General features: G+C 61.8%; 20 protein-coding genes and 1 pseudogene. 11 read left to right on the top strand and 10 right to left on the bottom strand.

Annotated elements, in window-relative coordinates:
- Positions 1-21 precede the first annotated feature (21 nt).
- Together AB5Y76_RS03575 and AB5Y76_RS03570 are read left to right on the top strand one after the other, a co-directional pair.
- Entirely contained in the window at positions 22-1,080 is a 1,059-nt protein-coding gene (locus AB5Y76_RS03575; RefSeq protein WP_236356742.1) for an ABC transporter ATP-binding protein, read from the top strand.
- Positions 1,077-2,123, top strand: coding sequence for an ABC transporter ATP-binding protein (locus AB5Y76_RS03570; RefSeq protein ID WP_263717010.1), 1,047 nt, complete (start codon positions 1,077-1,079; stop codon positions 2,121-2,123). The genes AB5Y76_RS03575 and AB5Y76_RS03570 overlap by 4 nt, the downstream gene beginning before the upstream one ends.
- A gap of 100 nt (positions 2,124-2,223) precedes the next feature.
- Here the strand turns inward: AB5Y76_RS03570 and AB5Y76_RS03565 are convergent, their stop codons facing one another.
- On the bottom strand, positions 2,224-2,835 hold the full coding sequence (locus AB5Y76_RS03565) for a YitT family protein (RefSeq protein WP_005349421.1): 612 nt from the start codon (positions 2,833-2,835) through the stop codon (positions 2,224-2,226).
- Between the two features lie 243 nt (positions 2,836-3,078).
- Here AB5Y76_RS03565 and AB5Y76_RS03560 point away from each other — a divergent pair, with 243 nt between their 5' ends.
- From AB5Y76_RS03560 to AB5Y76_RS03540, 5 genes are all read left to right on the top strand, one after another.
- On the top strand, positions 3,079-4,458 hold the full coding sequence (locus tag AB5Y76_RS03560) for a UDP-glucose/GDP-mannose dehydrogenase family protein (RefSeq protein ID WP_368177679.1): 1,380 nt from the start codon (positions 3,079-3,081) through the stop codon (positions 4,456-4,458).
- Complete coding sequence (locus tag AB5Y76_RS03555; protein WP_368177678.1) at positions 4,455-5,468, top strand: NAD-dependent epimerase; 1,014 nt, start codon at positions 4,455-4,457, stop codon at positions 5,466-5,468. The genes AB5Y76_RS03560 and AB5Y76_RS03555 overlap by 4 nt, the downstream gene beginning before the upstream one ends.
- Before the next feature lie 110 nt (positions 5,469-5,578).
- Complete coding sequence (locus tag AB5Y76_RS03550; protein WP_331377837.1) at positions 5,579-6,184, top strand: DUF2076 domain-containing protein; 606 nt, start codon at positions 5,579-5,581, stop codon at positions 6,182-6,184.
- 204 nt (positions 6,185-6,388) lie between these two features.
- Positions 6,389-6,577 (top strand): hypothetical protein, encoded by a 189-nt coding sequence (locus AB5Y76_RS03545; RefSeq protein WP_368177677.1) that lies wholly within the window; start codon positions 6,389-6,391, stop codon positions 6,575-6,577.
- Between the two features lie 155 nt (positions 6,578-6,732).
- Entirely contained in the window at positions 6,733-7,590 is an 858-nt protein-coding gene (locus AB5Y76_RS03540; RefSeq protein ID WP_368177676.1) for a lytic transglycosylase domain-containing protein, read from the top strand.
- An 8-nt stretch (positions 7,591-7,598) separates the two neighbouring features.
- On the opposite strand, the pseudogene AB5Y76_RS03535 reads toward AB5Y76_RS03540, so the two are convergent.
- Positions 7,599-8,163, bottom strand: a pseudogene (locus AB5Y76_RS03535) (YgjV family protein).
- Between the two features lie 57 nt (positions 8,164-8,220).
- Positions 8,221-8,796 (bottom strand): Crp/Fnr family transcriptional regulator, encoded by a 576-nt coding sequence (locus AB5Y76_RS03530; protein ID WP_368177675.1) that lies wholly within the window; start codon positions 8,794-8,796, stop codon positions 8,221-8,223.
- 242 nt (positions 8,797-9,038) lie between these two features.
- On the opposite strand from AB5Y76_RS03530, the gene ettA reads away from it, so the two are divergent.
- The 4 genes from ettA (at position 9,039) to glnE (ending at position 15,798) form a co-directional block, all read left to right on the top strand.
- Positions 9,039-10,706 carry an energy-dependent translational throttle protein EttA gene (gene ettA / locus AB5Y76_RS03525; protein WP_005338959.1) on the top strand — a complete coding sequence of 556 codons (1,668 nt, stop codon included), beginning with the start codon at positions 9,039-9,041 and terminating at the stop codon, positions 10,704-10,706.
- Positions 10,707-10,799: 93 nt separating this feature from the next.
- On the top strand, positions 10,800-11,129 hold the full coding sequence (locus AB5Y76_RS03520) for a hypothetical protein (protein ID WP_005343410.1): 330 nt from the start codon (positions 10,800-10,802) through the stop codon (positions 11,127-11,129).
- A 264-nt stretch (positions 11,130-11,393) separates the two neighbouring features.
- Positions 11,394-12,737 (top strand): NCS2 family permease, encoded by a 1,344-nt coding sequence (locus tag AB5Y76_RS03515; protein WP_139443107.1) that lies wholly within the window; start codon positions 11,394-11,396, stop codon positions 12,735-12,737.
- Positions 12,738-12,924: 187 nt separating this feature from the next.
- Positions 12,925-15,798, top strand: coding sequence for a bifunctional [glutamate--ammonia ligase]-adenylyl-L-tyrosine phosphorylase/[glutamate--ammonia-ligase] adenylyltransferase (gene glnE, locus AB5Y76_RS03510; RefSeq protein ID WP_263717018.1), 2,874 nt, complete (start codon positions 12,925-12,927; stop codon positions 15,796-15,798).
- Positions 15,799-15,879: 81 nt separating this feature from the next.
- Here the strand turns inward: glnE and AB5Y76_RS03505 are convergent, their stop codons facing one another.
- From AB5Y76_RS03505 to AB5Y76_RS03475, 7 genes are all read right to left on the bottom strand, one after another.
- On the bottom strand, positions 15,880-16,614 hold the full coding sequence (locus AB5Y76_RS03505; protein WP_263717019.1) for an SDR family oxidoreductase: 735 nt from the start codon (positions 16,612-16,614) through the stop codon (positions 15,880-15,882).
- Between the two features lie 78 nt (positions 16,615-16,692).
- Positions 16,693-18,894, bottom strand: coding sequence for a glycoside hydrolase (locus AB5Y76_RS03500; RefSeq protein WP_263717020.1), 2,202 nt, complete (start codon positions 18,892-18,894; stop codon positions 16,693-16,695).
- Positions 18,895-19,002: 108 nt separating this feature from the next.
- Positions 19,003-19,767 carry a DUF2861 family protein gene (locus AB5Y76_RS03495; protein ID WP_263717021.1) on the bottom strand — a complete coding sequence of 255 codons (765 nt, stop codon included), beginning with the start codon at positions 19,765-19,767 and terminating at the stop codon, positions 19,003-19,005.
- An 80-nt stretch (positions 19,768-19,847) separates the two neighbouring features.
- Positions 19,848-20,495: a response regulator transcription factor gene (locus AB5Y76_RS03490; protein ID WP_005335461.1), complete on the bottom strand. Its 648-nt coding sequence runs from the start codon at positions 20,493-20,495 to the stop codon at positions 19,848-19,850.
- Positions 20,492-21,826 carry a HAMP domain-containing histidine kinase gene (locus tag AB5Y76_RS03485; RefSeq protein ID WP_263717022.1) on the bottom strand — a complete coding sequence of 445 codons (1,335 nt, stop codon included), beginning with the start codon at positions 21,824-21,826 and terminating at the stop codon, positions 20,492-20,494. Before AB5Y76_RS03485 ends, AB5Y76_RS03490 begins: the two co-directional genes overlap by 4 nt.
- 145 nt (positions 21,827-21,971) lie before the next feature.
- Entirely contained in the window at positions 21,972-24,134 is a 2,163-nt protein-coding gene (locus AB5Y76_RS03480) for an AsmA family protein (RefSeq protein WP_263717023.1), read from the bottom strand.
- A gap of 132 nt (positions 24,135-24,266) precedes the next feature.
- The gene (locus tag AB5Y76_RS03475; RefSeq protein ID WP_263717024.1) at positions 24,267-24,773 is read right to left on the bottom strand and encodes an NUDIX domain-containing protein; all 507 of its coding nucleotides are present in this window, start codon (positions 24,771-24,773) and stop codon (positions 24,267-24,269) included.
- Positions 24,774-25,007 lie beyond the last annotated feature (234 nt).

Here is a 25,007-nt window from a genome sequence, read left to right as displayed (position 1 = left end):
ATTGCGAAGGGAGCAGCCGTTATGCCCAACACCCAGGCCCCCATTCTTGACGTACCGGATAACGGGGGGGAGTTCGCCGCTGATAGCGGCCAGCACCCAGCCCCAATCCTCGAAGTACGCGATCTCGAGGTGGAGTTCGCCGTCGATGACGGCAAGATCAAGGTGCTCGACGGGGTCAGCTTCAAGGTGGCCCCGGGTCAGACGCTGGGGATCGTCGGTGAGTCTGGTTGTGGCAAGAGCGTTACCTCGCTCGCCATCATGGGGCTGCTGCCCAAGCCCCATGGCCAAGTGGTAGCCGGTTCCATCCGCTTTCAGGGGGAGGAGCTGCTGTCGCTTGCGCCGGATCAGATGTACAAGGTGCGCGGCAACCGCATCTCGATGATCTTTCAGGAGCCGATGACGGCCCTCAACCCGGTGCAGACGGTGGGGGAGCAGCTGATGGAGGTGTTTCGCCTCCACCGCCCCGAGTATGACAAGGCCCAACGCAAAGCCGCGGCCATTGCCATGCTGCAGAAGGTGGGGATCCCGGAACCGGCCCAGCGCTTTGCGGTCTATCCCCACAACCTCTCCGGCGGTATGCGCCAGCGGGTGATGATCGCCATGGCGCTCTCCTGCGAGCCAGACCTGCTTATCTGTGACGAGCCGACCACGGCGCTGGATGTCACCATTCAGGCCCAGATCCTCGAACTGATGAAAGAGCTGCAAGCCCAGACCGGGATGGCCATCATCTTTATCACCCACGATCTCGGGGTAGTGGCTGAGCTGTGCGACGAAGTGGTGGTGATGTACGCCGGGCGGGCGGTAGAGCAGGCCGACGTATTCGAGCTGTTTGACCATCCCCGTCACCCCTATACCCACGGCTTGATGAGCTCGATCCCGCGCCTTGAGGATGAGCCCAAGAGCCTGCTCAAGACCATCAAGGGACAGGTACCGGCCCTGCACGAGATGCCCGCTGGCTGCCGCTTCTCCAACCGTTGCCCCCATGCGACCGATCTCTGCATCAGCGCCATTCCGGCGGTGGAGCAGTTAAATCTGCGCCACCATGTCGCCTGTCACTACTGGAAGGAGTTGACCGTATGAGCACTCTGTTATCGGTCAGGGATCTGAAACAGCACTTCCGGCTGGGAGGCGGGTTCCTGCGCAAGCAATATACGGTTCACGCGGTGGATGGCATCAGCTTCGACCTGAAACAGGGGGAGACGCTGGGGCTGGTGGGTGAGTCGGGCTGCGGCAAGTCCACCCTCGGGCGCAGCCTGCTCAAGCTGTTCGAGCCGACCGCAGGCACCATCACCTTCGAGGGGCGCGATATCACCGCCCTCAGCCCGAAGGAGATGCGCTCCCTGCGCCAGGAGATGCAGATGGTGTTTCAGGATCCTGCAGAATCTCTCAACAGCCGCCACACCGTGGGCCAGATCCTGGAGGAGCCCTTTATCATCCACGGTAAAGGCAACACTGAGCAGCGGCGCGGCTGGGTGCAGGAGTTGCTGGCAAAAGTGGGCCTGCCGGGCAGTGCAGTGGATCGCTACCCCCACGAGTTTTCCGGCGGTCAGCGCCAGCGGATCGGCATCGCCCGCGCCATCGCCCTCAAGCCCAAGCTGCTGGTGTGCGACGAGGCGGTCTCGGCCCTCGATGTCTCGGTGCAGTCGCAGATCGTCAACCTGCTGCTCAGCCTGCAGCGAGAGATGAACCTCTCCATCATCTTCATCGCCCACGATCTGTCGGTGGTCAAACATATCTCGGATCGGATTGCAGTGATGTATCTGGGACGGATCGTCGAGCTGGCGGATGCCCAGTCGCTTTACCTGGCGCCGCGCCACCCTTACACCCAGGCGTTGATCTCCGCTATTCCGGTGCCGGATCCACGCAGGCGCAGCCAGCGCATTCTGCTGACCGGCGATGTGCCCTCCCCCATCTCGCCGCCAAGCGGCTGCCACTTCCACCAGCGCTGCCCCCATGCGACCGAGCTGTGCAAAAGCAAGGCGCCCAAGCTTGAGGCGTGTGATGAGGCCCATCATCAGGTGGCCTGCCACACCCCGCTCGCAGCTGGTGATCGCGCCATCAGTGGCAACGCGATCAATGGCAACGCTACGAGCGGCGACAGCAGGCTGGAACAGGCGAGCTAGGCGCAGCGAAAAACACCAGAGGAGAAACAGACGAGGCGGCCATCAGGCCGCCTCGTGCTATCGGGTCACGCTTGTCTTATCGAGCCACGGCTGCCGCTTGTCAGGCAATCTGGTAGCGGCCCGGCTTGTGGTTGAGTGTCAACACCAGATTACAGATAACTGCCGCCACGATGGAGAGCGCCAGGATCCAGGGCTGCACCACGAAAAACGAGGCAACAACAATGGCGCAATCGAGCCCCATCTGCAGCTTGCCCGCCCGGATGCCAAAGCGATCCTGAATAAAGAGCGCCAGAATGTTGAAGCCCCCCAGACTCGACTTGTGACGAAACATAATAAGCAGCCCCATGCCGATCAGGGTGCCGCCGATCAGCGCCGCATAGAGAGGCTCTATCTTGCCGATCTGCAACACCCCGTTGAGGTGATCGGTCATGTAGGAGACTGCCGCCACCGAGACAAAGGTGTTGAAGGTAAAACGTGGCCCCATCCGCAACCATGCCAACGCATAGAAGGGCAGGTTGATGCCGAAAAACAGCAGGCCGAAGCTGATGCCGGTCACCTTTTGCAGCAGCAGCGCCAGCCCGGCAGTACCGCCAGTGAGCAGGCCAACCTGATGAAACAGAAAGATGCCGAGGGAAACAAAGCCGGCCGCCGTCAGCAGGGCCAGCACATCCTCATAAATAGGATGGGCAGTGCGAATCGAGGTGTTGTCCATAACCTGTATCCAAGCGAAGTAAAGAGAGAGTGTCTGTCGCCTGCCGTTGCGGGCGGGCTGCGAGCCCTGTCCACAGGGCTTCGTTATGGGGTCCAGTCTATTTTTTGTGAAAAGGATCACAACAGTCAGGCTGAACGCCCCATTCTGGTGCCTGTCATCTGGCATTGACACTCGCTGCACCAAGATGCAGCATGCCGCGGTTTAAGCGCGCCATCCCCCCATTCACAGCACGAGGCACTTTTCATGAAGGTCACCATTTTTGGCACAGGCTATGTCGGGCTGGTGCAGGCCGCCGTTCTGGCCGAGGTGGGCCATCAGGTCTGCTGCGTGGATGTGGATGACGAGCGGATCGCCGCCCTCAGGCTGGGGCAGATCCCCTTCTATGAGCCGGGGCTGGCCACGCTGGTCGAGAGTCATCTGGCCAGCGGCCGCTTGAGCTTCACGGTCGATCCCGCCATTGGCGTGGCACACGGCGACCTGCTGCTGATCGCCGTGGGCACCCCGGCTGACGAGGATGGCTCGGCCGATCTGCAACATGTGCTGGCGGTGGCCGACACCATAGGCCGACTGATGAACCACCCCAAGCTGGTGGTGACCAAGAGCACAGTACCGGTCGGCACGGCGCAACAAGTAAGGGAACACATTGAGCAGCAGTTGGCCGAGCGTGGGCTGACCCTCGCCTGCGAGGTGGCGGCCAACCCCGAGTTTCTCAAGGAGGGGGCGGCGGTCAACGACTGCATGCGGCCGGATCGCATCATCATCGGCTGTGACAGCGAGCGGGCGCTTGAGCAGTTGCGCGCCCTCTACGCCCCCTTCAACCGCAATCACGACCGGATCGTGGTGATGGATCTGCGCAGCGCCGAGCTTACCAAATACGCTGCCAACGCTATGTTGGCCACCAAGATCTCCTTTATGAACGAGATGGCAGCCCTCGCCGAGCAGCTGGGGGCCGATATCGAGGCAGTACGCCAGGGGATGGGGGCCGATCCCCGCATCGGTTACCACTTTATCTACCCGGGCTGCGGCTACGGCGGCTCCTGCTTCCCCAAAGATATCAAGTCGTTGCGCCATACCGCGGCGAGTGTCGGCTGCGACGCCCCGCTGCTGACGGCGGTCGAGCAGGTCAACCAGCGCCAGCAACTGAAGATGGCGCAAACCCTGCTGACCCGCTTCGGCCCGGATCTGCGCGGCCGCACCTTCGCCCTGTGGGGGCTGGCGTTCAAACCCGGCACCGACGATATGCGCGATGCGCCGAGCCGCCCGCTGCTGGCCGCCATCTGGGCTGCCGGTGGCCGGGTGCAGGCCTTTGATCCCAAGGCGATGGGGCGTGCCCGCCAGATCTACGGCCAGCGGCCGGATCTGCTGCTCTGCCCCACTCAGGAGGCGGCACTGGAAGGGGCCGATGCCCTGCTGATCTGTACCGAGTGGCAGGCGTTTCGCGCCCCCGATTTCCAGCAGCTGAAAGCCCTGCTCAATCAGCCCGTCATCATCGATGGCCGCAACCTCTATGACCCGCGCCAGCTCAGCGAGCTCGGGTTTGACTATCACGCCATCGGGCGGCCACATCTTCCCGCCAAAAAGCAGCCTGCCAACACCAGCTGCAACCCGGAGACTCAACCATGATCTATCTGGTTACCGGCGTCGCCGGTTTTATCGGTTTTCATGTGGCCAGCAAGCTGTGCGCCGCAGGTCATCAGGTGGTGGGGCTCGACAACCTCAACGACTACTACGAGGTGAGTCTGAAAGAGGCGCGGCTGGCCCAGCTGGCCAGTTTCCCCCATTTTCACTTCGAGCGGCTGGATCTGGCGGATCGCGAGGCGATGGCGACCCTGTTTGCCCGCCACCGCTTCGAGCGGGTGATCCATCTGGGGGCGCAAGCGGGGGTGCGCTACTCCATCGACAATCCGTTCGCCTATGCCGACAGCAACCTCACCGGCATGCTGACGGTGCTGGAGGAGTGTCGTCACCACGGGATTCAGCACCTCATCTACGCCTCCTCCAGCTCGGTCTATGGCATGGGGGATCAGATGCCCTACTCCACCGCACAGCGGGTGGATCACCCGGTCTCCCTCTACGCCGCCACCAAGAAGAGTGGCGAGCTGATGGCCCACGCCTACTCGGCGCTCTATGGCCTGCCCACCACAGGGCTGCGCTTCTTTACCGTCTACGGCCCCTGGGGGCGGCCCGACATGGCCATCATCAAGTTCACTCGCGCCATCCTCGCGGGTGAGCCTATCGATGTGTACAACCACGGCGCTCTCAACCGCGACTTCACCTACATAGACGACATCGTCGCGGGGATCCTCGCCGTCGCCGATCAGCCGCCCCGCCCCAATCCCGATTGGCACGCCAGCGAGCATAACATGGCCGAGAGCGCAGCCCCCTACCGCATCCTCAATATCGGTAACGGCCAGCCGGTGCGGCTGCTCGATTTTATCGAGGCGCTGGAGGATTCCATCGGCAAGCCCGCCATCAAGCGGATGCTGCCGATGCAGGCAGGCGACATGCACGCCACCTGGGCCGACAGCGAGCCGCTGCACACCCTCACCGGCCTGCGCCCCGCTACGCCTCTAAAGCAAGGTGTTGCCGAGTTTGTCCGCTGGTATCTCGACTACTACCGGCCCGCCCGCTGACGAGCGCGGGTAACCCCTCGGTCATTGATGAGTTAATCAGATACCACTGATGCCCCGCGGGTTTTAGGATGGCTAAACGCACTGTCTGCGCACCATAGCGAGGATTTGAGATGCAATCACAGGAACAGGGTCTGATCGATGGACTGTTCGACCGCCTCAAGCAAGCGCAAGCCAGGGATAGCAAGCGAGACCCACAAGCGGATCAGCTGATCCGCCAGCATCTGGCCCAGCAGCCCGACGCCCCCTACTACATGGCCCAGGCGCTGCTAATTCAGCAGGCAGCCCTTACTCGCCTCAACGAGCGGGTCAAGGAGCTGGAAGCCAGCCAGAGCACCCCAAGTGGTGGCAGTTTTCTCTCCGGCCTGTTTGGTAGCGAAAGCAGCCCGCCCCCGCGCTTTACGCCACCACCGGCAACCGCTTCTGCCCAGCCAGCATCCCGTGCCAGCTCCTTTTTAGGGGGCGCCCTGCAAACCGCCGCCGGTGTGGCCGGTGGCGTGATGCTGGCCGATATGATCGGCGGACTGTTTCACAACAATCGGCCCGAGGAGATCATCGACATCATAGAGCCAGCGCCCATCGCCAATCCGGTCGATGCGGAACCGGTGCGCTGGGACGGCTGGGATTCACCTCCCGATGCTGGCAGCAATTTTCTCGACGACGATAGCCAGAGTAGCGGCTGGGCCGACAGTGACGATAACAACGGCGGTTTCTTCTGACCGTCAAACCATTACTGGCCCCGCACCTAGCGGGGCTCAACTCGATACGAAACCCATGACTATGGAAAGTGTGATGACACCACGGATCGGCAGCGGCATGACGCGATATACTCAGCGCGCTTCGTGCCACCCGGGAACAACTCCCGACCCCAGGCGCTCTGTCCGTGGCCACGCAACACCCCCATGACGACAAGGAGCCACCTCATGATCCGAACCCTGCTTTTGACCGGTGCCGCCATTGCGGCCTATGCCCTGACCCAGAACCACTCTCTGCTTCCCCTGCTCAACCTGCTGGCCCTGCTTTCGCTCTGGGTTGTCAGCGAAGTTGGCAGCTTCTATCGCACGCTTCCGCCTGCCGTGCAGGATGAGCAGGAGTATCACCACGACTTCTAACCGGATGAAAAATGGTGTGAAACTCTCGCAATGCCATTAGTTCCATACCGTTTTGCTCTCTGAAATCAACCGGCTATAACAACAGGATCCACTGGGTTCGTGGCGATAGCAGCCATGTTCCTCTATATCTTCTGTACTCAAACAGGAGATAACCCATGAGGCACATCAGCGAAAACGGACTGTTTTTGCTGCTTTTTTTGTCGTTGTTACTGGCAGGTACGCCGCAGGCGATGGCACAGGGCAGGGATTTCAGACAGGCCCCCAAGGCGCTGACGGCGATCAAGCAGGGTCAAGTGGCCCAGCAACACGGCAATCTGCAAAAGGCCATCGCCCTTTACTGTGTCGCCGCCAGCACCGGCAATCCCGAAGGATATTTCCGGATCGGCCGCCTGCTCGCCACCGGCCCCGCCTCGGTACGCAGCGCCAAGCTGGCCAACAGCTACCTCGCCATGGCAATGCGCCTTGGTAACCGACAGGCCGCCCGTTACTACAACGCCCGCATCGGCAATGCCCCCATGGGTGATAAGTGCGGCATTGGGATCCGTGGCGGGCAGGGTAGCTATCTGGCCGGGCTCCCTTCCACCCCCTTCAATGTCGACACCTGGGTTGCCCGCCAGCCCCCCGCCAAGCAAAAACTGGTCAGCATGCTGCGTCACGCCGCCAAACACCATAAGGTGGATGCCCGGCTGGTACTGGCGATTGCCATCGCCGAATCCAATCTCAACAGCCGCGCCGTTTCACCCAAGAATGCTCAGGGGCTAATGCAGCTGATCCCTGAAACCCAGCAACGTTTTGGTGTCACCCAACCCTTTGATCCGGCACAGAACATCAAGGGCGGCGTCAGTTATCTCAAATGGCTGGATCGCCGCTTCGATGGCAACTGGGTGCTGATCTCGGCGGCCTACAATGCCGGGGAAAAAGCGGTGGTGCGCTATGGCGGGATCCCGCCCTATGACGAGACCCAGGAGTATGTGAAACGGGTGCTCTACTTCGCTGGCCACAAGCAGCCCTGAGCGGAAAATCAGGAGCTCGCCCGATCGGAAGGCGGCACACGCCTCTTTCTGCGGCCACTGTGGCGGCCACGCCCCCCAATAATCGAAGCCATAGTGGCGGTAGTAGCCAACCAGATTGCTGACCAGAAACAGCCCCTCCATCAGCGCGGCGACCGGTGAGCCCACCAGCAGATTGTTAACCAGCCAGCAGAGGGTACCGAGCAGCATCCAGCGCCGCAACAGGCGATCGTCGGTGCAAAACGCGGCCCGGGTTTGCAGCAGGCTCGCCAGCAGCCCGATCCATGAGATCAGGCCCTGATAGGTCGCCAGCGCCGCCGCACAGGCCAATCCCATGAAAAGCCACATCAAGATGCGGTGAACCAGCCAGATACTCACAACAAAGCGCACGCTGGCCAGCAGCAACAGGCTGGCGGCCGACCACTGCCCGAGCAGGGCAAAGTGACCGGCATTGAGGGCGCAGGAGAGGGCCAGACAGGCCAGGATCCTGCGGCGATCCCGCAACTGAAACGACAACAGATCGAGCAACAAGGCCAGGCTCACCACCAGCTGCGACCACAGAAACAGCGACATCATCCACTCCTCATCCGTCATTTGGATGGCGCAGCATGAGGGGATGGTCGGAGAGCGGCATTAACCCGTGTTAATGCGCCTGCGGATCCGTGACAGAGTGACCGGACTGATACCGATGTAGTTGGCGAGCTGCACCTGAGTGAGCCGCGCAGGCCAGTGGGGGAAGGTGTGACAGAGCTCCCGATAACGTTCCTCGGGAGAGTGAAGCAGCAAAAACGCCTCCTTGCGCTCCTTGTTACCGAGCTGCTGGCGTAGCAGAGCCATACAGACCGGCTGCCAGGCGGGCTCATCCAGCAGGGTGAGCGGCATCCGCACCACCTGCAGCTCCGTCAGCGCCTCCAGCTGATAGCGGGCGATCGATCCCGTGAGCCAGCTGTCATAGAGCAGGCAGAGTTCCCCTTCGAAGTAGAACTCCTTGCAGCGCTCCTGTCCGTCCCGGGTGTAGTGGCAGGCGCGAGCGATGCCCGCTTCGATATAGAAGGCAGCTTCCTGCTCTGCCCCTTGCGCCAACAGTGCCTGACCGGCGCGCAGCGTCTGCCGTGGCAAGCGCTGGCAGAGAGCTTCACTCAGCGCGGCGTCCAATCCCATTGTGCAGAGAAAGTCGGCCAGTGAGGGGGCTTGAGGAGATGGGTTCATGACGGCTCCGGAACAAAACGGCAGCCCACATCATGCCCAAATTGCACGGCTGATGCAGCAAGGCGTGACCGCTGCGGCAAAGGGGGGATATAGCCGGGTGCCACCTTTGCCCCCCCTCGTCCGTTGGTTTACAATCGACGGGTTTTTTGGAACCCGGTTGACCTGTGTCGACCTGGCCCCACCACGACATCAGTCTGTTAATGCCAAGACATTAACTTGCTGAAAAGGAAGAGAATTAGCCAATGGCTCAATTTATTTACACCATGAACCGGGTCGGCAAGGTAGTGCCGCCCAAGCGTCATATTCTCAAGAACATCTCCTTGAGCTTCTTCCCGGGCGCCAAGATCGGCGTGCTGGGTCTGAACGGCGCCGGTAAATCGACCCTGCTGCGCATCATGGCGGGCATCGATACCGAGATCGAAGGGGAAGCCCGTCCGCAGCCCGGCATCAAGATTGGCTACCTGCCACAGGAGCCGAAGCTGGAGCCGGAGCAGACCGTACGCGAAGCGGTCGAAGAGGCCGTTGGCGAGGTGAAGCGCGCCATGGCCCGCCTGGACGAGGTCTATGCGGCCTACGCCGACCCGGATGCCGACTTTGACAAGCTGGCCCGCGAACAGGGCGAGCTGGAGGCCATCATCCAGGCCCAGGGCGGCCACAACATGGAAAACCAGCTGGAGCGTGCGGCCGATGCCCTGCGCCTGCCAGCTTGGGATGCCAAAATCAAGCACCTCTCCGGTGGTGAGCGCCGCCGTGTGGCACTGTGCCGTCTGCTGCTGGAAAAGCCGGACATGCTGCTACTGGACGAACCGACCAACCACCTGGATGCGGAATCCGTGGCCTGGCTGGAGCGCTTCCTGCACGACTACGAAGGCACTGTTGTAGCCATCACCCACGACCGTTACTTCCTCGACAACGTGGCGGGCTGGATCCTGGAACTGGACCGCGGCGAAGGTATCCCGTGGGAAGGCAACTACTCCTCCTGGCTGGAGCAGAAGGATGCCCGTCTGGCGCAGGAAGCAAGTTCCGAAGCGGCCCGTCGCAAGTCCATCGAGAAAGAGCTGGAGTGGGTTCGTCAAAATCCGAAAGGGCGTCAGGCCAAGTCAAAGGCCCGTATGGCTCGCTTCGAAGAGCTCAACACCAACGACTACCAGAAGCGCAACGAGACCAACGAGCTGTTCATTCCGCCCGGACCGCGCCTCGGCGACAAGGTGGTGGAAGTGGCCAACCTGCGCAAATCCTACGGTGATCGGGTGCTGATCGACGATCTGTCGTTTGCCATTCCGAAGGGTGCCATCGTCGGCATCATCGGCCCGAACGGTGCCGGTAAGTCGACCCTGTTCCGCATGATGTCGGGTCAGGAGCAGCCGGATTCCGGCGCCATCACCCTGGGTGAAACCGTGGTGCTGGCCTCTGTCGATCAGTTCCGCGACAGCATGGATGACAAGAAGACGGTCTTCGAAGAGGTCGCTGACGGTCAGGATATCCTGCGCATCGGCAACTACGAGTTCCCGAGCCGCGCCTATATCGGCCGCTTCAACTTCAAGGGTTCCGACCAGCAGAAGCGGGTTGGCGAACTCTCCGGTGGTGAGCGCGGTCGTCTGCATCTGGCCAAGCTGCTGCAGACCGGCGGCAACGTACTGCTGCTGGATGAACCGACCAACGATCTGGATATCGAAACCCTGCGCGCCCTCGAGAACGCCCTGCTGGAGTTCCCGGGTTGTGCCATGGTCATCTCCCACGACCGCTGGTTCCTCGACCGTATCGCCACTCACATCCTCGACTATCAGGATGAGGGCAAGATCGAGTTCTTCGAAGGTAACTTTACCGAATACGAAGAGTGGAAGAAGAAGACCTACGGCGCCGAGGCGATCCAGCCCCATCGCGCTAAATATAAGCGCATCGCCAAATAAGGCTGACTGCGTGTTGAGGGGAGCTTCGGCTCCCCTTTCTCTTGCCTTTTGACTTACAATCCTAGACGGATGCCTTTGCATGGATGTAGCACGATGACGACCCCCATAGAGAAAAAACTCACCATCCAGATCCGGGTTGAACCGGGTTGCCTCGGGCCGGATGGCAAGGAGCACATAGAGACCTTCTGTGCCGCCGCCGCCAAGATTTTTGCCGCCGTGGAGCCCGAGCTGGTGAGCTGGGTGCTGATCCCCCGCTACGACAAACAGTTGCCGGAGCAGGAGTTCTTTATCGAGGGGCGCAAGCTAACCGAAGAGCAGGCAAGCCTTTTTCTGCGCCGCTTCGGCCGCGAACTGGGTGAGGTTCAAGACCGGCTCGACTCTGTGCTGGCCCAGCTGGTCGAGCGCTACTTCAAAACCCTTTAAGCCCCCAATTTTCGATAAAAGGTTCTCTGCTGAGAACCTTTTTTCACGCTCAAAAAGCAAACGTTTGAATTTTTACTCTATTCATTGATCTGCTTCGCAGATCCGGGGTTTGTAAACGGCGCCGCCTGTGTGAAAATGTGCGCTCTGTCACGGTATCAGGACGAGTCTGGTTACTTAACCGCCAGAAACAGGGCAATTTACCCCGCATGGATGGGATAGCCCGTTCCCCTGCTGCTTATTTCACGTCACCTATTGGAATCCAACATGAATCAACAACACCAAGCTGCCAATCAGGCCGCCGGGCAAGGATTGCTTGAGCGCCTGTTTGCCCTGCAAGGCCATGGCACGACCGCCCGCACCGAAGTGATCGCCGGTATCACCACCTTCCTGACCATGGTCTATATCGTGTTCGTCAACCCGCAGATCCTCTCTGCGGCGGGCATGGACACCCAGGCCGTGTTCGTCACCACCTGCCTCATCGCCGGTATCGGCAGCATCCTGATGGGCCTGTTGGCCAACCTGCCGATCGCGCTGGCCCCCGCCATGGGCCTCAATGCCTTCTTCGCCTTCGTGGTGGTCGCGGGCATGGGTTACTCCTGGCAAGTGGGCATGGGCACCATCTTCTGGGGCGCCATGGGCCTGTTGATCCTCACCCTGCTGCGGGTGCGCTACTGGCTGATCGGCAACATCCCGCTTACTCTGCGGGTCGGCATCACCGCCGGTATCGGTCTGCTGATCGCCCTGCTCGGCCTGCACAACGCCGGGATCGTCGTGGCCAGCCCCGCGACTATGGTGACCGTGGGCAATCTCACCTCCCTGCCCTGCCTGCTGGGTCTGCTCGGTTTCTTCCTGATCTGCATCTTCTCCGCCCGCGGCGTCCACTCCGCCGTGCTGATCGCCATCGTGGTCACCACGGGTCTGGGCTGGCTGTTTGGCGATGTCACCTTCAAGGGCTTCATCTCCATGCCCCCCAGCATCGAACCGGTGTTCGGCCAGCTGGATCTGATGGGATCGCTCGATATCAGCCTCGCCGGGATCATCTTCTCCTTTATGCTGGTCAACCTGTTCGACTCCTCCGGTACCCTGATCGGCGTCACCAACCGCGCCAAGCTGGCCGATGACAAGGGCCACTTCCCGCGCATGAAACAGGCGCTGATGGTCGATAGCGTGAGCTCCGTCGGCGGCGCTTTCATGGGCACCTCCTCGGTCACCGCCTTTATCGAGAGCAGCTCCGGCGTCGCCGTTGGCGGCCGCACCGGTCTGACCGCCATCGTGGTCGGCCTGCTGTTCCTGCTGGCGATCTTCTTCTCTCCGGTCGCCGCCATGGTGCCGGCCTATGCCGCCGCTGGCGCCCTTATCTATGTGGGCGTGCTGATGTGCTCCGAGCTGACCCGGGTGAAGTGGGAAGATCTGACCGAAGCGGTACCGGCCTTTATGACCGCCGTCATGATGCCGTTCAGCTTCTCCATCACCGAGGGGATCGCCGTGGGCTTTATCTCCTACTGCGTGATGAAGGCGGGCACCGGCCGCTGGCGCGAGATCAACCCCTGCGTACTCGTGGTAGCCCTGCTGTTCGTCCTCAAGTTCGTCTGGGTCGACAGCCACTGATAATGACCAGTGCAATCCAATGGGCTCCCGACAGGGAGCCCATTTTTATTTGCCGGATCATGCTTCTCGCCCCTGCGCTGTGACGCGGGGGCCTGACAGTGCTAGATTGGCAACCACCATTTTGAACCGGCAGCGTTGTTAACCTCGTGTCGTTAACCCGCTGTAGTGAACCACAAGGACGGCAACCGTGGCCCAGCACTCTCCCTCTTTCTCCGCCCTCTCCCCCCTGCTGCAAGAACAGGCCGAGCGCCAATGGCAGCGACTGGTCGAGCTGGCCCCCGACTATGGCTCGCTGCCCGAGCCCGTTCGCCAGACCCTGCTGACCCTGCTCGGCCTCTCCGATTTTGTCGCCGACTCCCTCTTCAAACAGCCAGAGTTGCTGACCGAACTACTCGCCTCCGGTGATCTCGAACTAACCGAACGCTGGCCCGCTTACCAGCACGATCTGACCGCCCTACTGGCCGAGGTAAGCGATGAAGAGGCGCTCAAGCGCATCCTGCGCCAGTTCCGCCGCAGCCGCATGCTGGTGACCGCCTGGCGCGAGCTGCTGGGCCACGCTGAAGTAGAAGAGAGCTTTATCCACCTCACCAAACTGGCGGATGCCCTGATCTGCTCTGCCCGCGACTGGCTCTACACCAAACAGTGCGGCGAACTGGGCACCCCGATGGACGGCAACGGCAACCCGCAACCGCTACTGATCCTCGGTATGGGCAAGCTGGGCGGTGGCGAGCTGAACTTCTCCTCGGACATCGACCTTATCTTCACCTTCCCTGAAAATGGCTACACGGTCGGCGGGCGGCGCGATCTCGCCAACCAGCAGTTCTTTATCAAGCTCGGTCAGCGCATCATCAACGCCCTCCACCAGCCCACCCAGGATGGTCAGGTGTTCCGGGTCGATATGCGACTGCGCCCCTTTGGCGATGCGGGGCCGCTCGCCATCTCCTTTGCCGCCATGGAGGATTACTACCAGCATCACGGTCGCAACTGGGAACGCTACGCCATGGTCAAGGCGCGGGTACTGGGGCCCCAGTTCGAACACGCAGTGGAGCTGGCCGAGATGCTGCGCCCCTTCGTGTTTCGCCGCTATATCGACTTTGGCGTTATCGACGGCCTGCGCCAGATGAAGGCGATGATCGCCGCCGAGGTGCGCCGCAAGGGGCTGGAGGGCAACATCAAGCTGGGAGCTGGCGGCATCCGTGAAGTGGAGTTTATCGCCCAGGCGCTGCAGCTTATTCGCGGCGGGCGCGAACCGGCGCTGCGGGTGCGTCACCTGCCCGAAGCGCTGGCCGCCATCGCCCAATGTGGCGCCCTCGAATCCGCCCATTGCGATCGCTTGCTGATGGCCTATCGCTTCCTGCGCCGGGTCGAGAACATCTTGCAGGAGATCGGCGATCAGCAGACCCAGACCCTGCCCACCGAAGAGCGGGATCGCCAGCGGCTGATCGCCGCCCTCGGTTTTGCCGACTGGGGCGCCTTTATGGCTCATCTCGATGAGGAGATGGCCGCCGTCCATCAGGAGTTCGCCGCCGTGGTGGGGGAAGAGAAAGAGGCACCCGCCCATCTGGAGCAGCTCTGGCTCGATCTCTGGCGCACCGAGCTCGATGCCACCGAGCTGGAAAAATTGCTGACCGCGCAGGGGGTGGCCGAGCCCGCCCCGCTCTGCGCCGCCCTGCTGCGTTTCAAGGAGGAGTACAAGCGCCGTCAGGTGGGCCCGCAGGGGCGCATCGCGCTGGACTGGCTGATGCCGGAGCTGCTGCGGCTGGTGGTCGCCAGTGAGCAACCTGCTCGCCTGTTCGAGCGGGTGTGTGAGCTGCTGACCCGCATCTTCACCCGCAGCGCCTATTTGCAGCTGCTGGCGGAAAACCCGGGCGCCCTGCGCCAGCTGGTGCGGCTGTGCGACGCCAGCCATCTGGTGAGCGAACAGCTGGCCCGCTACCCCATCCTGCTGGACGAACTGCTCGATCCCCAGCACCTCTATCACCCCACCCCGCTCGATCAGTACAAGCCCCAACTGCGTCAGTTCCTGCTGCGCATCCCCGAAGAGGACGTGGAGCAGCAGATGGAAGCGCTGCGCCAGTTCAAGCAGGTGCAGCTGCTGCGCATCGTGGCGGCCGATATCGCTGGCGCCCTGCCGCTGATGAAGGTGAGCGACCACCTCACCTGGCTGGCGGAGGCGATCACCGAAGAGGTGGTCAATCAGGCCTGGGCCCAGATGAGCGAGCGCTACGGAGTACCGCCCGAGGTGGCAACCAGCGGGCAGCGCGGCTTTGCGGTAGTGGCCTACGGCAAGCTGGGCGGCATCGAGCTCGGCTACGGCTCGGATCTCGATCTGGTGTTCCTGCACGGTGGCGATCCCAACAGCTACACAGATGGCCGCAAGCCCATCGACAGCCGCCAGTTCTACCTGCGCCTCGCCCAGCGGATCCTGCACCTGTTCAGCACCCGCACCCCCTCCGGCATCCTCTACGAAATAGACATGCGGCTGCGTCCCTCCGGCGACTCCGGCCTGCTGGTCTCGTCGCTGTCGGCCTACGAGCAATACCAGCAAAACGAGGCGTGGACCTGGGAACATCAGGCGCTGGTGCGGGCTCGCCCCATCTATGGCGATGATGCCATCGTTGCCGAATTTGCCCGTATCCGCCGCGATGTGCTGGCCAGGGAGCGGGAGCTGCCGACTCTGGCCCGCGAGGTGCGCGAGATGCGCCACAAGATGCGGGATCATCTGCTGAAAGCGGGGGCTGGCGAATTCGACCTCAAGCAGTCCCCCGGTGGCATGGTGGATATCGAGTTTATCGCCCAGTATCTGGTGCTGGCCCACGCCTGCGGCGAGCCCGATGCCCTCACCCGCTGGTCCGATAACGTGCGCATCTTCGACGAGTGCGTGATGGCGGGGGTGCTGACCCTGGAGCAGGCGGAGGGGCTGAAGCAGGCCTATCTGGAGATCCGCAACCTCGGCCATCGCCTCAACCTCTCGGAGATCTCCCGCAAGGTAAGCGACGATCAGTTACTGACCGAACGAGGCCATGTGCTGGCGGTCTGGCAACTACTGCTGGGGGAGTGAGATAAACCACAGCAGGTTCAACGAGAAAGGGGCGCTTGGGCGCCCCTTTTTTTATCCAGATATAAGCGGTAGCATCAAGCTCTAGCGTCCACCGGCAAGATCGATGAAGGTGCCGGTAGAGTAGGAGGCTTCGTCCGATAACAACCACGCAATAGCGGCCGCCACCTCGGCTGGTTGGCCGCCCCTTTGCAAGGGGATCAGATCCTTTACCCTGTCGACACGGTCTGGCTCACCACCGTCGGCATGCATTTCGGTATAGATAAAGCCGGGACGCACACCATTGACTCGTATTCCCTTTGCCGCGACCTCCAACGATAACCCCTTGGTCAGCACATCGATCGCTCCCTTGGAAGCGGCATAATCTACATACTCACCTGCCGAACCCAAACGGGCAGCGGCAGAGGATACATTGACAATGGCGCTGCCCACAGCCATACGCCGTACAGCCTCACGACAGCAAAGAAAATAGCCGGTCACATTGGTGGTCAAAGTCTTGTTGATGCGCGCAGCGCTCATCTCCATCACTTTCATCTGTGGTTGCAAGAGCCCAGCATTGTTCACCAGATGAGTGATCACCCCGAGTCGCTCGTCCATCTCTTCAAACAGATGTACCACCTCTGCCTCGATGCTGATATCCGCCTGCACGGCTATGCAGGAGACAGCAAAGTTAGCCTTAATCTCTGCCACCAACGCATCGGCGGCCTGCCGGTCACACCGATAGTTAATACAAAGGTTATATCCCTGCCCCGCCAGATAACGGGCGGTGGCAGCACCAATTCCTCTACTGCCCCCGGTGATCAACACATGTTTGTTCATTAAGCATCCTTGTTATTCCACTATCAGTTTCACGATCGCTACCCGCCACCATAGTACCTAAACCAACCAGCTCCAACTTCAACGCGCTCCATCTGATTGCGAGACAAACTGCTGCTGGCTGCCATCGGGCGGCAGCGCCAGCACGCTTTGAGCGGCCAGTTTTATCCCTGCCTGCTCGGTAGCCGGGCCGAAGTTGGCAATCAGTCGAGTGCCATCGGCAAACTCGCTCTGCTGCACCTCTCCTCTTTTATCGAGCCAGCGAAAACCGGTGAGGGGCTGGTTGTAGAGCCGCTCATGCAGCGGGCGGAAGAAGGCATCGAGCCCCTTGAGATAGGGAATGCGCACGCTGGCACTATCCAGACTGAGGTTGAGCAGCGGCGGCACGTTGTAGAGCTGCTGCAATAGTTCGGTGACCTGACGGCTCTCCCTGAATTTGAGGCTATCCATCGTCCAGTGATGGGTGGTCACTATGCTGTCGTGAAAGACGCTCTGGAACAGCGGCAACCGCAGCGCCGGATCAAAGTAGAGCCCCTGATACTCAGGTTTTAGGTGGCTCTGGCGAAAGAAAAATGCAGGCTGATAGTCGGGATACCAGGCACCCAGATAGTAGGGAGAGCGCTTGTTGCGGCGCATATCGGGATCCTGCCAGCCAAAGCCGCTGGTCTGGGGGCCATGGGCAAAGGCCGCGGTGCGGTTGGCTACTGCCCCGCCCTCCTCGGAGCCCACCAGCACCCCCTGACTCTTGGCAATCCACGCCATCCCGGCCATCCGGTTTTGCGCATCCTGCGCCTGAGTGGTCGGCTTGGCCGGATCGAAGTCGTCAAACACCATGCCGGTCGCCGCCACATCGAGGAACCAGCTGTTGTAGTGGCTCGCCTGCTGCAACCAGGGTACGCGCTGCTCCATCACCGGGCGCACGCAGGCCTGATTGGTGTAAACGCCGCTGTTTTGAAAGCCGCTCTTGCGCCGCCCATTCTCCTGCATGATGCCGCAGCGCAGGTAAATATCCTGCCCCATCTGGGCGGTGAGCCAGCTCGGCTGGCGATTACCCTCCGGCAGCGCGGTATCGTAAGAGTCGTAAGGGGCGATGAGATAGCCCGCCTGTTTGGCAAGTTCAATCCCCTCTGGCGCAGCAAAACCGGCGGTCCACTGGGGCAGACCCAACCAGAGTTTTGGTAGTCCAGCCTGCTTGAGAGCGGCGATCATCTTGGCCGAGCTGCCATCGCCCCAGCTCTGAGGCTCGTTGAGCGCAGCCCCCAGTTGCGTGGCAGCCAGCGTGCGCCGGGCGGTGAAATCGGCCGGTTGCTGACCCGGATGACGCTGCGCCAGCGCCTGCTCCACTCCGGCCAATACCAGATTTTGCAGGTAGCGATTGCGCTCAAGATCGGGCGCTTGCAGCGCACTCTTACTCTCCCCCTTAAGCCAGTCGGCGGGGATCAGGCGGCGCAGCGCGGGCCAACTCTTCACATCCTGTGGAACCAGCAGTCGCTCGCCCCAGAGGTAGAGGTGAGAGGAGCCGATCAGCCGCTTGCCATCCTTTACTGCCGCCAGCTTGCTCTCGAGCGAGACCAGCTCGCCCCGCTCCTGCAACCAGCTGCGATAGGCCTTGGCCGCCGCTAGCCAGTCGTTGCCCGGTTGCAACGACACTGCCACCTCATAGGGGTCAGCCAGATTGAGGCGATTGACGCTATGGGTCGCGGTGAGGGCAATGCCATCTTGCTTGGGCGCAAAGGTGAGCCGGTTGTTGAAGGGGTTGGCAAAGAGGATCGCCAACTGCTGATCACCGTAATCCAACCCGACCACCGGCAGGGTCAGATTATCCGTGGTGTTGATCCCCTGATACTCCTGCGCCAGCGCCTTGCGCCACGCAGTGTGGGTAGCCGGAATACGAAATCCCTCGTGGATCGGCAGTATCAGCGCCTGCGCACCTGCCGGTACCCGCGGCCACACCAGCTCGCCAGCACTCACACGGCTCAGGGTAAGGATCAGACGATTGCCCTCGAGGCGAGCCAAGGCCCGCACCTCGCCATCAGCACGGGTCAGCCAGCTGGCGCGCTCCCCCTCCTGCTGCAGCGCGGTGACCGGCTGACGCGGGCCGGGAGAAGAGATGAGCAGGTGCTTGCCCGATGGCAGCACAACCTCGGCCGCCAGGGTGGCGGGATCCAACTCGATGCGCCACTGATCGTTGGCCAGAGTCAGCGCATCGACAGGCAGGGAGAACAGCGGCGCTAACAGCAACAGCGGGCGGATCCGGCTCGTTAGCACGGGAAGAAAAGTCATGGTCGGTGATTCCTGATAACACACGGGAATCGCCATTTCAGCAGATTGGCCGCCTGCGATTGTCAGGCCAATGTCAGGATTGCGTGCAACTGACCATCACGACATCCATTAGTCCACCGGCCCCGCCTGACTGTGGCTTAGCTGCAACACCAGCTGACCGCGCTGGCTGGTTTGCACCAGCGAGAGGGTGCGCCAGCTGTCGGGCGTGGCAGCAGGCCAACCCACCTTGCCATCGAGAGGCAGACGGTTCCACCACAGCAGGGAGTATTGCGGGCGGGCCAGCACCGTCTGCTCAAGCCAGAGCGGCGTACAGGAAGCGGGATTGGCGGGGGGATTGGCCACCGCCTGCGGCGAGCGGGAGAGCCAGTCCAGATCCTGCACCGCAGGCAGCGGCAACGCCACCTGCCACTCCTTGCCCGCCACCGTCAGCCGTAGCTGATAGAGTCCGGTTGGTAAAGGCATCGGCAGATCGGCCCCCACGACCCTGACCCCCTTACTCCCTTCCGCCTCCCACTGGGCACCTGCCAACCGGTTGTGGCCAGCGGAATCGATAAGTTCCGCGGCGGTGATGGGCCCCTCGCCGGTCAGCTGCACCCGATAGTCCCGCAACAGTGGCGCATCGCGCTGGATTAGCTCAAGGCGCAGCTCGCTCACCCCATCAGGCAGAGTGAGCGGGAAATCCTTGCCGCAGTGCTGGGCACTCAGCGCGGCCAGCATCCCCTGCCAGCTACGGCGCTCGGCATCACTTGTGAGGGCGGGCCATGCCTGCTGCAAAGATTGCCAGGCGTGCCGGTTATCCCCCTGCAACAGCGCCAGGGTAGCCGGTTGCAGTGGGTCAGTGCGTTCGGTTTCCATAAAGTGTTCGGTTGCCATCACGCTGCTTACGTTTAGAAGGCCCAGGTTCAGAAGGCCGCAGCTTAGAGCTAACAGCAGCCCAGCCAGCGTTGCACGCTTCACGCTGGCACCTCCAGCCGGTAGCCGATGCCGCGCACCGTCTCGATGGCCAGTCCGGGCAGCTTCTGGCGCAGCTGCAGAATATGGGTATCAACGGTGCGAGTGGAGGGAAACGCCTGATAGCCCCATACCCGGTTGAGGATCTCCTCCCGGCTCAGCACCCGCCCCGCCATCCGCACCAGCAGGGTGAGCAGGGCAAACTCGGTGGGGGTAAAGCTCACCTCCGCATCCTGCCAGCTCGCCTGCATCCGGGCGGGGTGGAGCTGCAAGCCGCCCACCGCCTGAGTGCCATCCCCCAGCTGGCGCAGCTGAGCCCGGATCCGCGCCAGCAGCTCGTCGTGGGAGAAGGGCTTGGTCAGGTAGTCGCGCGCCCCCGCATCGAGCCCGGCCACCCGATCGCTCACCTCCACCCTGGCGGTGAGCACGATCACCGGCAGCGCCTTGCGCGCCAGCCACTGGGGTAGCCAGTCGAGGGCATCCCCCTCCGGCATGGTGCGATCGAGCAGCACCAGATCCGCCGCCAGCCACTGCTGCTCCGCCGCAGCCAGAGTGTCACACCAGAGGCAGCGATACCCTTCGCGGGTCAGATAGCGTTGCAGGTTCTCCGCCAATAGCGCCTCGTCTTCGACAAGCAGGATGGTCTTCATGATTCGGTGTCGCTCCAGAGTTGGCAGGGCAGCGTCAGGGTGAAGGTAGTGGGCGGGCCGGATAGGGCGAGGCGCCCGCCAAGACGGCGCAGCAGATGGCGTACGATGGCAAGCCCCAGCCCCAGACCATCGGCACGGGCACCGCGGCGCAGCAGGGTAGCGAGCCGGTAACCCGGCAGCTCGCCGCCATCGCTGACCGCGAGGATCAAACGCCCCGCCTGCCAGCTGGCACAGATCCGAACCGGTGCACAGCCATGCTGGCTGGCGTTGCGCAGCAAATTGTCGAGGGCGAGATCGAGCCAGTAGAAGGGGAGCGCCAGAGTCATCTCCCGCTCAAGGCAGAAGGCGGCACCATGCCGCTCGCAAGCCAGGGTGAGCCACTCGGTGAGACTGACCGCCACCCGCTCATCTTCGAGGGTCTCTGCCGCCAGATAGTGGCGGCTCGCCTGTGCCAGCTGATGCAGACGGGCGACACTGCCCAGCAGCTGCCCCACGCTCTGCTGGGCGGAAGGGGGCAGCCGGTCGAAATCGTGGCGCAGCTCCTCGCTGATGCCGGAGAGCGCCATGATGGGGGTACGCAGCTCGTGGGTCAGCATCTGCAACGCGACGCGCCGCTCCCGCAGCAGGCGCCAGCGCTGCCAGCTGGCCCATCCCAGCAGCAAGATGAAACCAAGGGAGCTGGCCAGCGCCAGCCACTGCCAGTCAAGCGTGGGGCGCTCGTTGATGCAGATCACCCCAACCCGCTCCTGGCAGGAGCCATCGACCCGGCTATCCAGCGTTACACCAAGCCGATCGGCCAGCAGCCAGAGTTGGCCGGATTGCAGCAGCCAACGCTCACCCCGCAGCAGGGCATCGAGGTTGTCATCGCCGAGCTCGCCAAGCAGCCCCAACCGATCGCGCCGCTCCCGCACATGGAGCAGATGGTTGAGCCCAGCCGCTGGATGACCAACCTGCCAGCGAGCCGCACTGGAGCCGCCCAGCGGATAGATTGGGTGAGCGGCAAACCAGCTGGTCGAGGGCGCATCCCTTTGGCCGCACAGCGCCCGCAGCAGCGGCAACCACTCGGCAGGCAACTCATTCTCTGTCCCGCACTCCTGCTGATAGCGATAGATGGCCTGCAGCTGGCGCAGCGGATAGCGCTGCCAGGCGGGATAGAGGGAGTCGGGAGCAATCAAGCGCCGGTCGAGCCGCTGCACCTCGTCAAGAGGCAGCTCCTGTTCGGGAGCCTGCCTGGCCAGCTCACCCGCCAGACGATCCGCCAGCGGCCCGGCCAGCACGGGAGAAGCCATGCCGTAGCAGATCAGGGAGCAGAGCAGCAGGATCAGGCGCATGAGTTCAACTCGAGATGACTCCGGATGAAGACACAGCAGATCACTGCGCCATAAAAAATGTCAGCGCCATTTTTCAATGGCGCTGACATCCGGTCAACCGCTAACAGCATTGGCGCGGCTCCCGCCAGCCCATGTGAAGTGTCACCTATTTGAACAGTCCCTTGAGCAGCTGGTCGGCTACCCCTTTGACGGCTTCATTGTCGGCCTTGTCACCCAGCAGCTTCTTGAGGCCGCGTTCGGCCTCCTTGCGCGCCTTATCCTCCAGCAGCTTGTTGTTGCTAAGCAGCGCCTTCACATCGAGCTGGTAGCTGGGGGCTTGCCAGTGACCGCCGATCCGCACCGGAATGGTGATCTCCTTCAGCTCGTCCACATCCTTGCCCCCCTGCCCCTTGCTGCTCTCGACAATGGAGGTGAGGAACAGGAAGTCGAGGCTCTCCGGCACCAGCGCCGTCTGCCCCTCGCCCTTGACCCGCAAGGCGGGGGCAAAGAGCTGTATGTCGTTGCTACGGGCGATGCCGTCGGCAATCTGGAAGCTGGCGGTGAGGGCGCTGAAGTCGGTCTTGCGCGCCTCCTTCACCTGCTCGGCCCCCTTGCCGGTGAGGGTGGCCCGCGCCTCGCGGATCATCTCAGGCAGGTTGATGCCGTGCAGGGCGCCGTCGCTCAGTTTCAATGTGACCTTGCCCCGCATCCCGTTGCGCAGTGCCAACGCAGAGAGACCGCGCCCCTGCACCTGCACATCGAGATCGCCCTTGCCCTCCAGCAGATCGCTCTGGGCCAGAGTCTGCAGCAAGGGACGAATGTTCACCCCGGCCACCTGCTTGTGCACCTTGTAGGTGGCGGGTTGCTGGCGCGCATCGAGAACTCCTTTCGCGTTTACCTGACCGCCAGCCACGGTCGCGCTGAACTGTTTGAGCGTCAGCAGTCCCTTGGCCAGAGCCACCTGCAGATCGACTGCGCCGAGATCCAGGCCTTTCAGGCGCAGGCTGCCAAGTTGCAACCGACCATCCAGATCTACCCCTTTGAGCGCGCCCAGATCCGGTTCAACCGCGGAGAGGGCTTCGCTCTTGCCGGTTACCGCTTTATTGTCACTTGCAGCGGCATTGGAAGCACCGGCCGCCGGTTTGTCCTCTTTCGCCTGTGCGGTCGTGGTCGGTACCGATTTGGCGAGCCATTTGTCGAGATCCAGCTTCTCCCCCTTGAGATCGAAGCTGATTGCGGGAACGGCACCAAGCTGCACGCTTCCATCACCACTCAACAGCGCCTCATCGGCACTCATCACCAGCTTGCTCAGGGTAATCAACTGCTTGTCGAGCTCGGCACGGGCAAAACCGGCCAGTTTCAGCTTCATCTGCGGGCGTGGCAGCTCATCACCTTCCAGCGCGGCGGTCAGCAGCACATCGGAGAGTTCGGCAAGCTTCATCTCTTTATCGATCCGTCCCTTGAGCGTTCCTTCCAGCGAACCAGCCAGTGAAGCTTGCTGCCCCTCTACCTTGGCCCCTTTCAGCGCCAACGTGAGGTTGCTCCACTCACCCAGGGCCAGTCGGTCTCCCTTGATGGAGAAACTGTCGAGTCGCAGGGACGGGTCACTCAGGCTGCCACTGAGGCTCAGATCTTTCAGTTCACTGGCCATCACCTCCTGCGCCAGCTTGATCTGGGTCTGCCCTTTAACGTCGAAAGCGAGCTTGTCGGCACTCCCCTTGGCGGCCAGCGTCACAGGTACCCACTGACCGGTGGCCAGCTGCCCCATATCGAGATCGAGGCGCTCCAGTCGCAGCGACGTGCCGCTGCGATCATCCTGTACCAGCGCACTGGCCTGGGAGAGCGCGACACCCTGCAAGCTGATCTGCCAGGGCTTGCTATCAGCGGTTGGGGCAGGGGTTGCGGGGACGACAGGTTCGCTTGCATCAGCAGTGGCATCCTTGATCAGTCCGCTCAGATTGGAGCTGCCATCCGCCTTGGTCTGGATAAAGAGATGGGCGCCACTCAGGGTCACCTTTCCAATCTCCAGACGATGGGAGAGCAACGGCAACAGGGCCACCGAGGCCTCGCCCTGTTCGAAACGAACCAGATCCGGCTCGGCAAAGCCGGCCGGATTGCGCAGAGCAACCTTCTCCAGCGAGAGGCCGAGACTCGGCCAGAAACGCCAGTCAATCTCCCCCGCCATCACCAGTTCCCGGCCCGTGCTCTTGCGCACCTGTTCAGCCAGTTGGGGCTTGAATTGATTGGGGTCGATAAGGCTTATCAACGTCACTATGGCCAGCAAGGCCGCTACGGCGATGCCGAGCAAGATGAGAACTATCTTCTTCACGATATGCTCCTTGAATCCGGATCCACTGCAGACTATATCACTCACCGTCTGACGAATGGCGTCTGCGGGACAAAAGCGGACAAGGATGAGACAGGGATAGTCGCTGCCAATCCCTATTGGCATCCGCAAGAATCAGGCTTGCAAAGGGGATTGCTGCAGCCGCGCCATCGCGGTGCGCGTCGATTCGAAAGCAACGCGGGGCAAGGGGATATCGCTGATCTTCAGCCACTGACAGGCTGCCACATCGTCAGCCGGCTGGATGACCGGTTTTTCACTCAGCTTGATGGCGAAAAAGGTGTCACAGGTGTGATAGGTGATGCCATCGTAGGGATAGATATTGGGGAATGAGCCAAGATAGGTGCAAGGATGAGCGCTGACATCGAGCCCCAGCTCCTCCTGCAACTCGCGCACCAGTGCCCCCTCTAGCGACTCGCCGGGATCAACAAATCCGCCCGGCAGATCCAGCAAACCCTTGCCCGGATTGCGGGCACGCACCGCAACCAGCACCTCGTCCTGCCAGCAAAGCGCCACCATCACAGCCGTCGCCACATTCTGGAAAAAATGAAAACCGCAGCCACAGCGAAACTCTTTGGGACTGACACTCTGCAGGGTTTGATCGCCGCATTTTGGACAAAACATGGGCTATCTCCGACGAAATAAAGCGCTATTTTGCGCTGCCATGGCTGTTTTTTATGAGTAAAACCGACGGGAAAGACGAGGAATTCAAAGGGAGAGGAATAAAACGGGGCAATTATCAGGCGATTTTCTAAATTGCAGCCAATAAAAAACCCCGCTCATTGAGCGGGGTTTCTTGTATTGGGTGCCTGGCAGTGTCCTACTCTCGCATGGCGAATGCCACACTACCATCGGCGC

The organism is Aeromonas sp. R1-2 (genome assembly GCF_040908505.1).
GTDB lineage: Bacteria > Pseudomonadota > Gammaproteobacteria > Enterobacterales > Aeromonadaceae > Aeromonas > Aeromonas veronii.
This window is presented reverse-complemented; position numbering and strand designations above follow the sequence as displayed.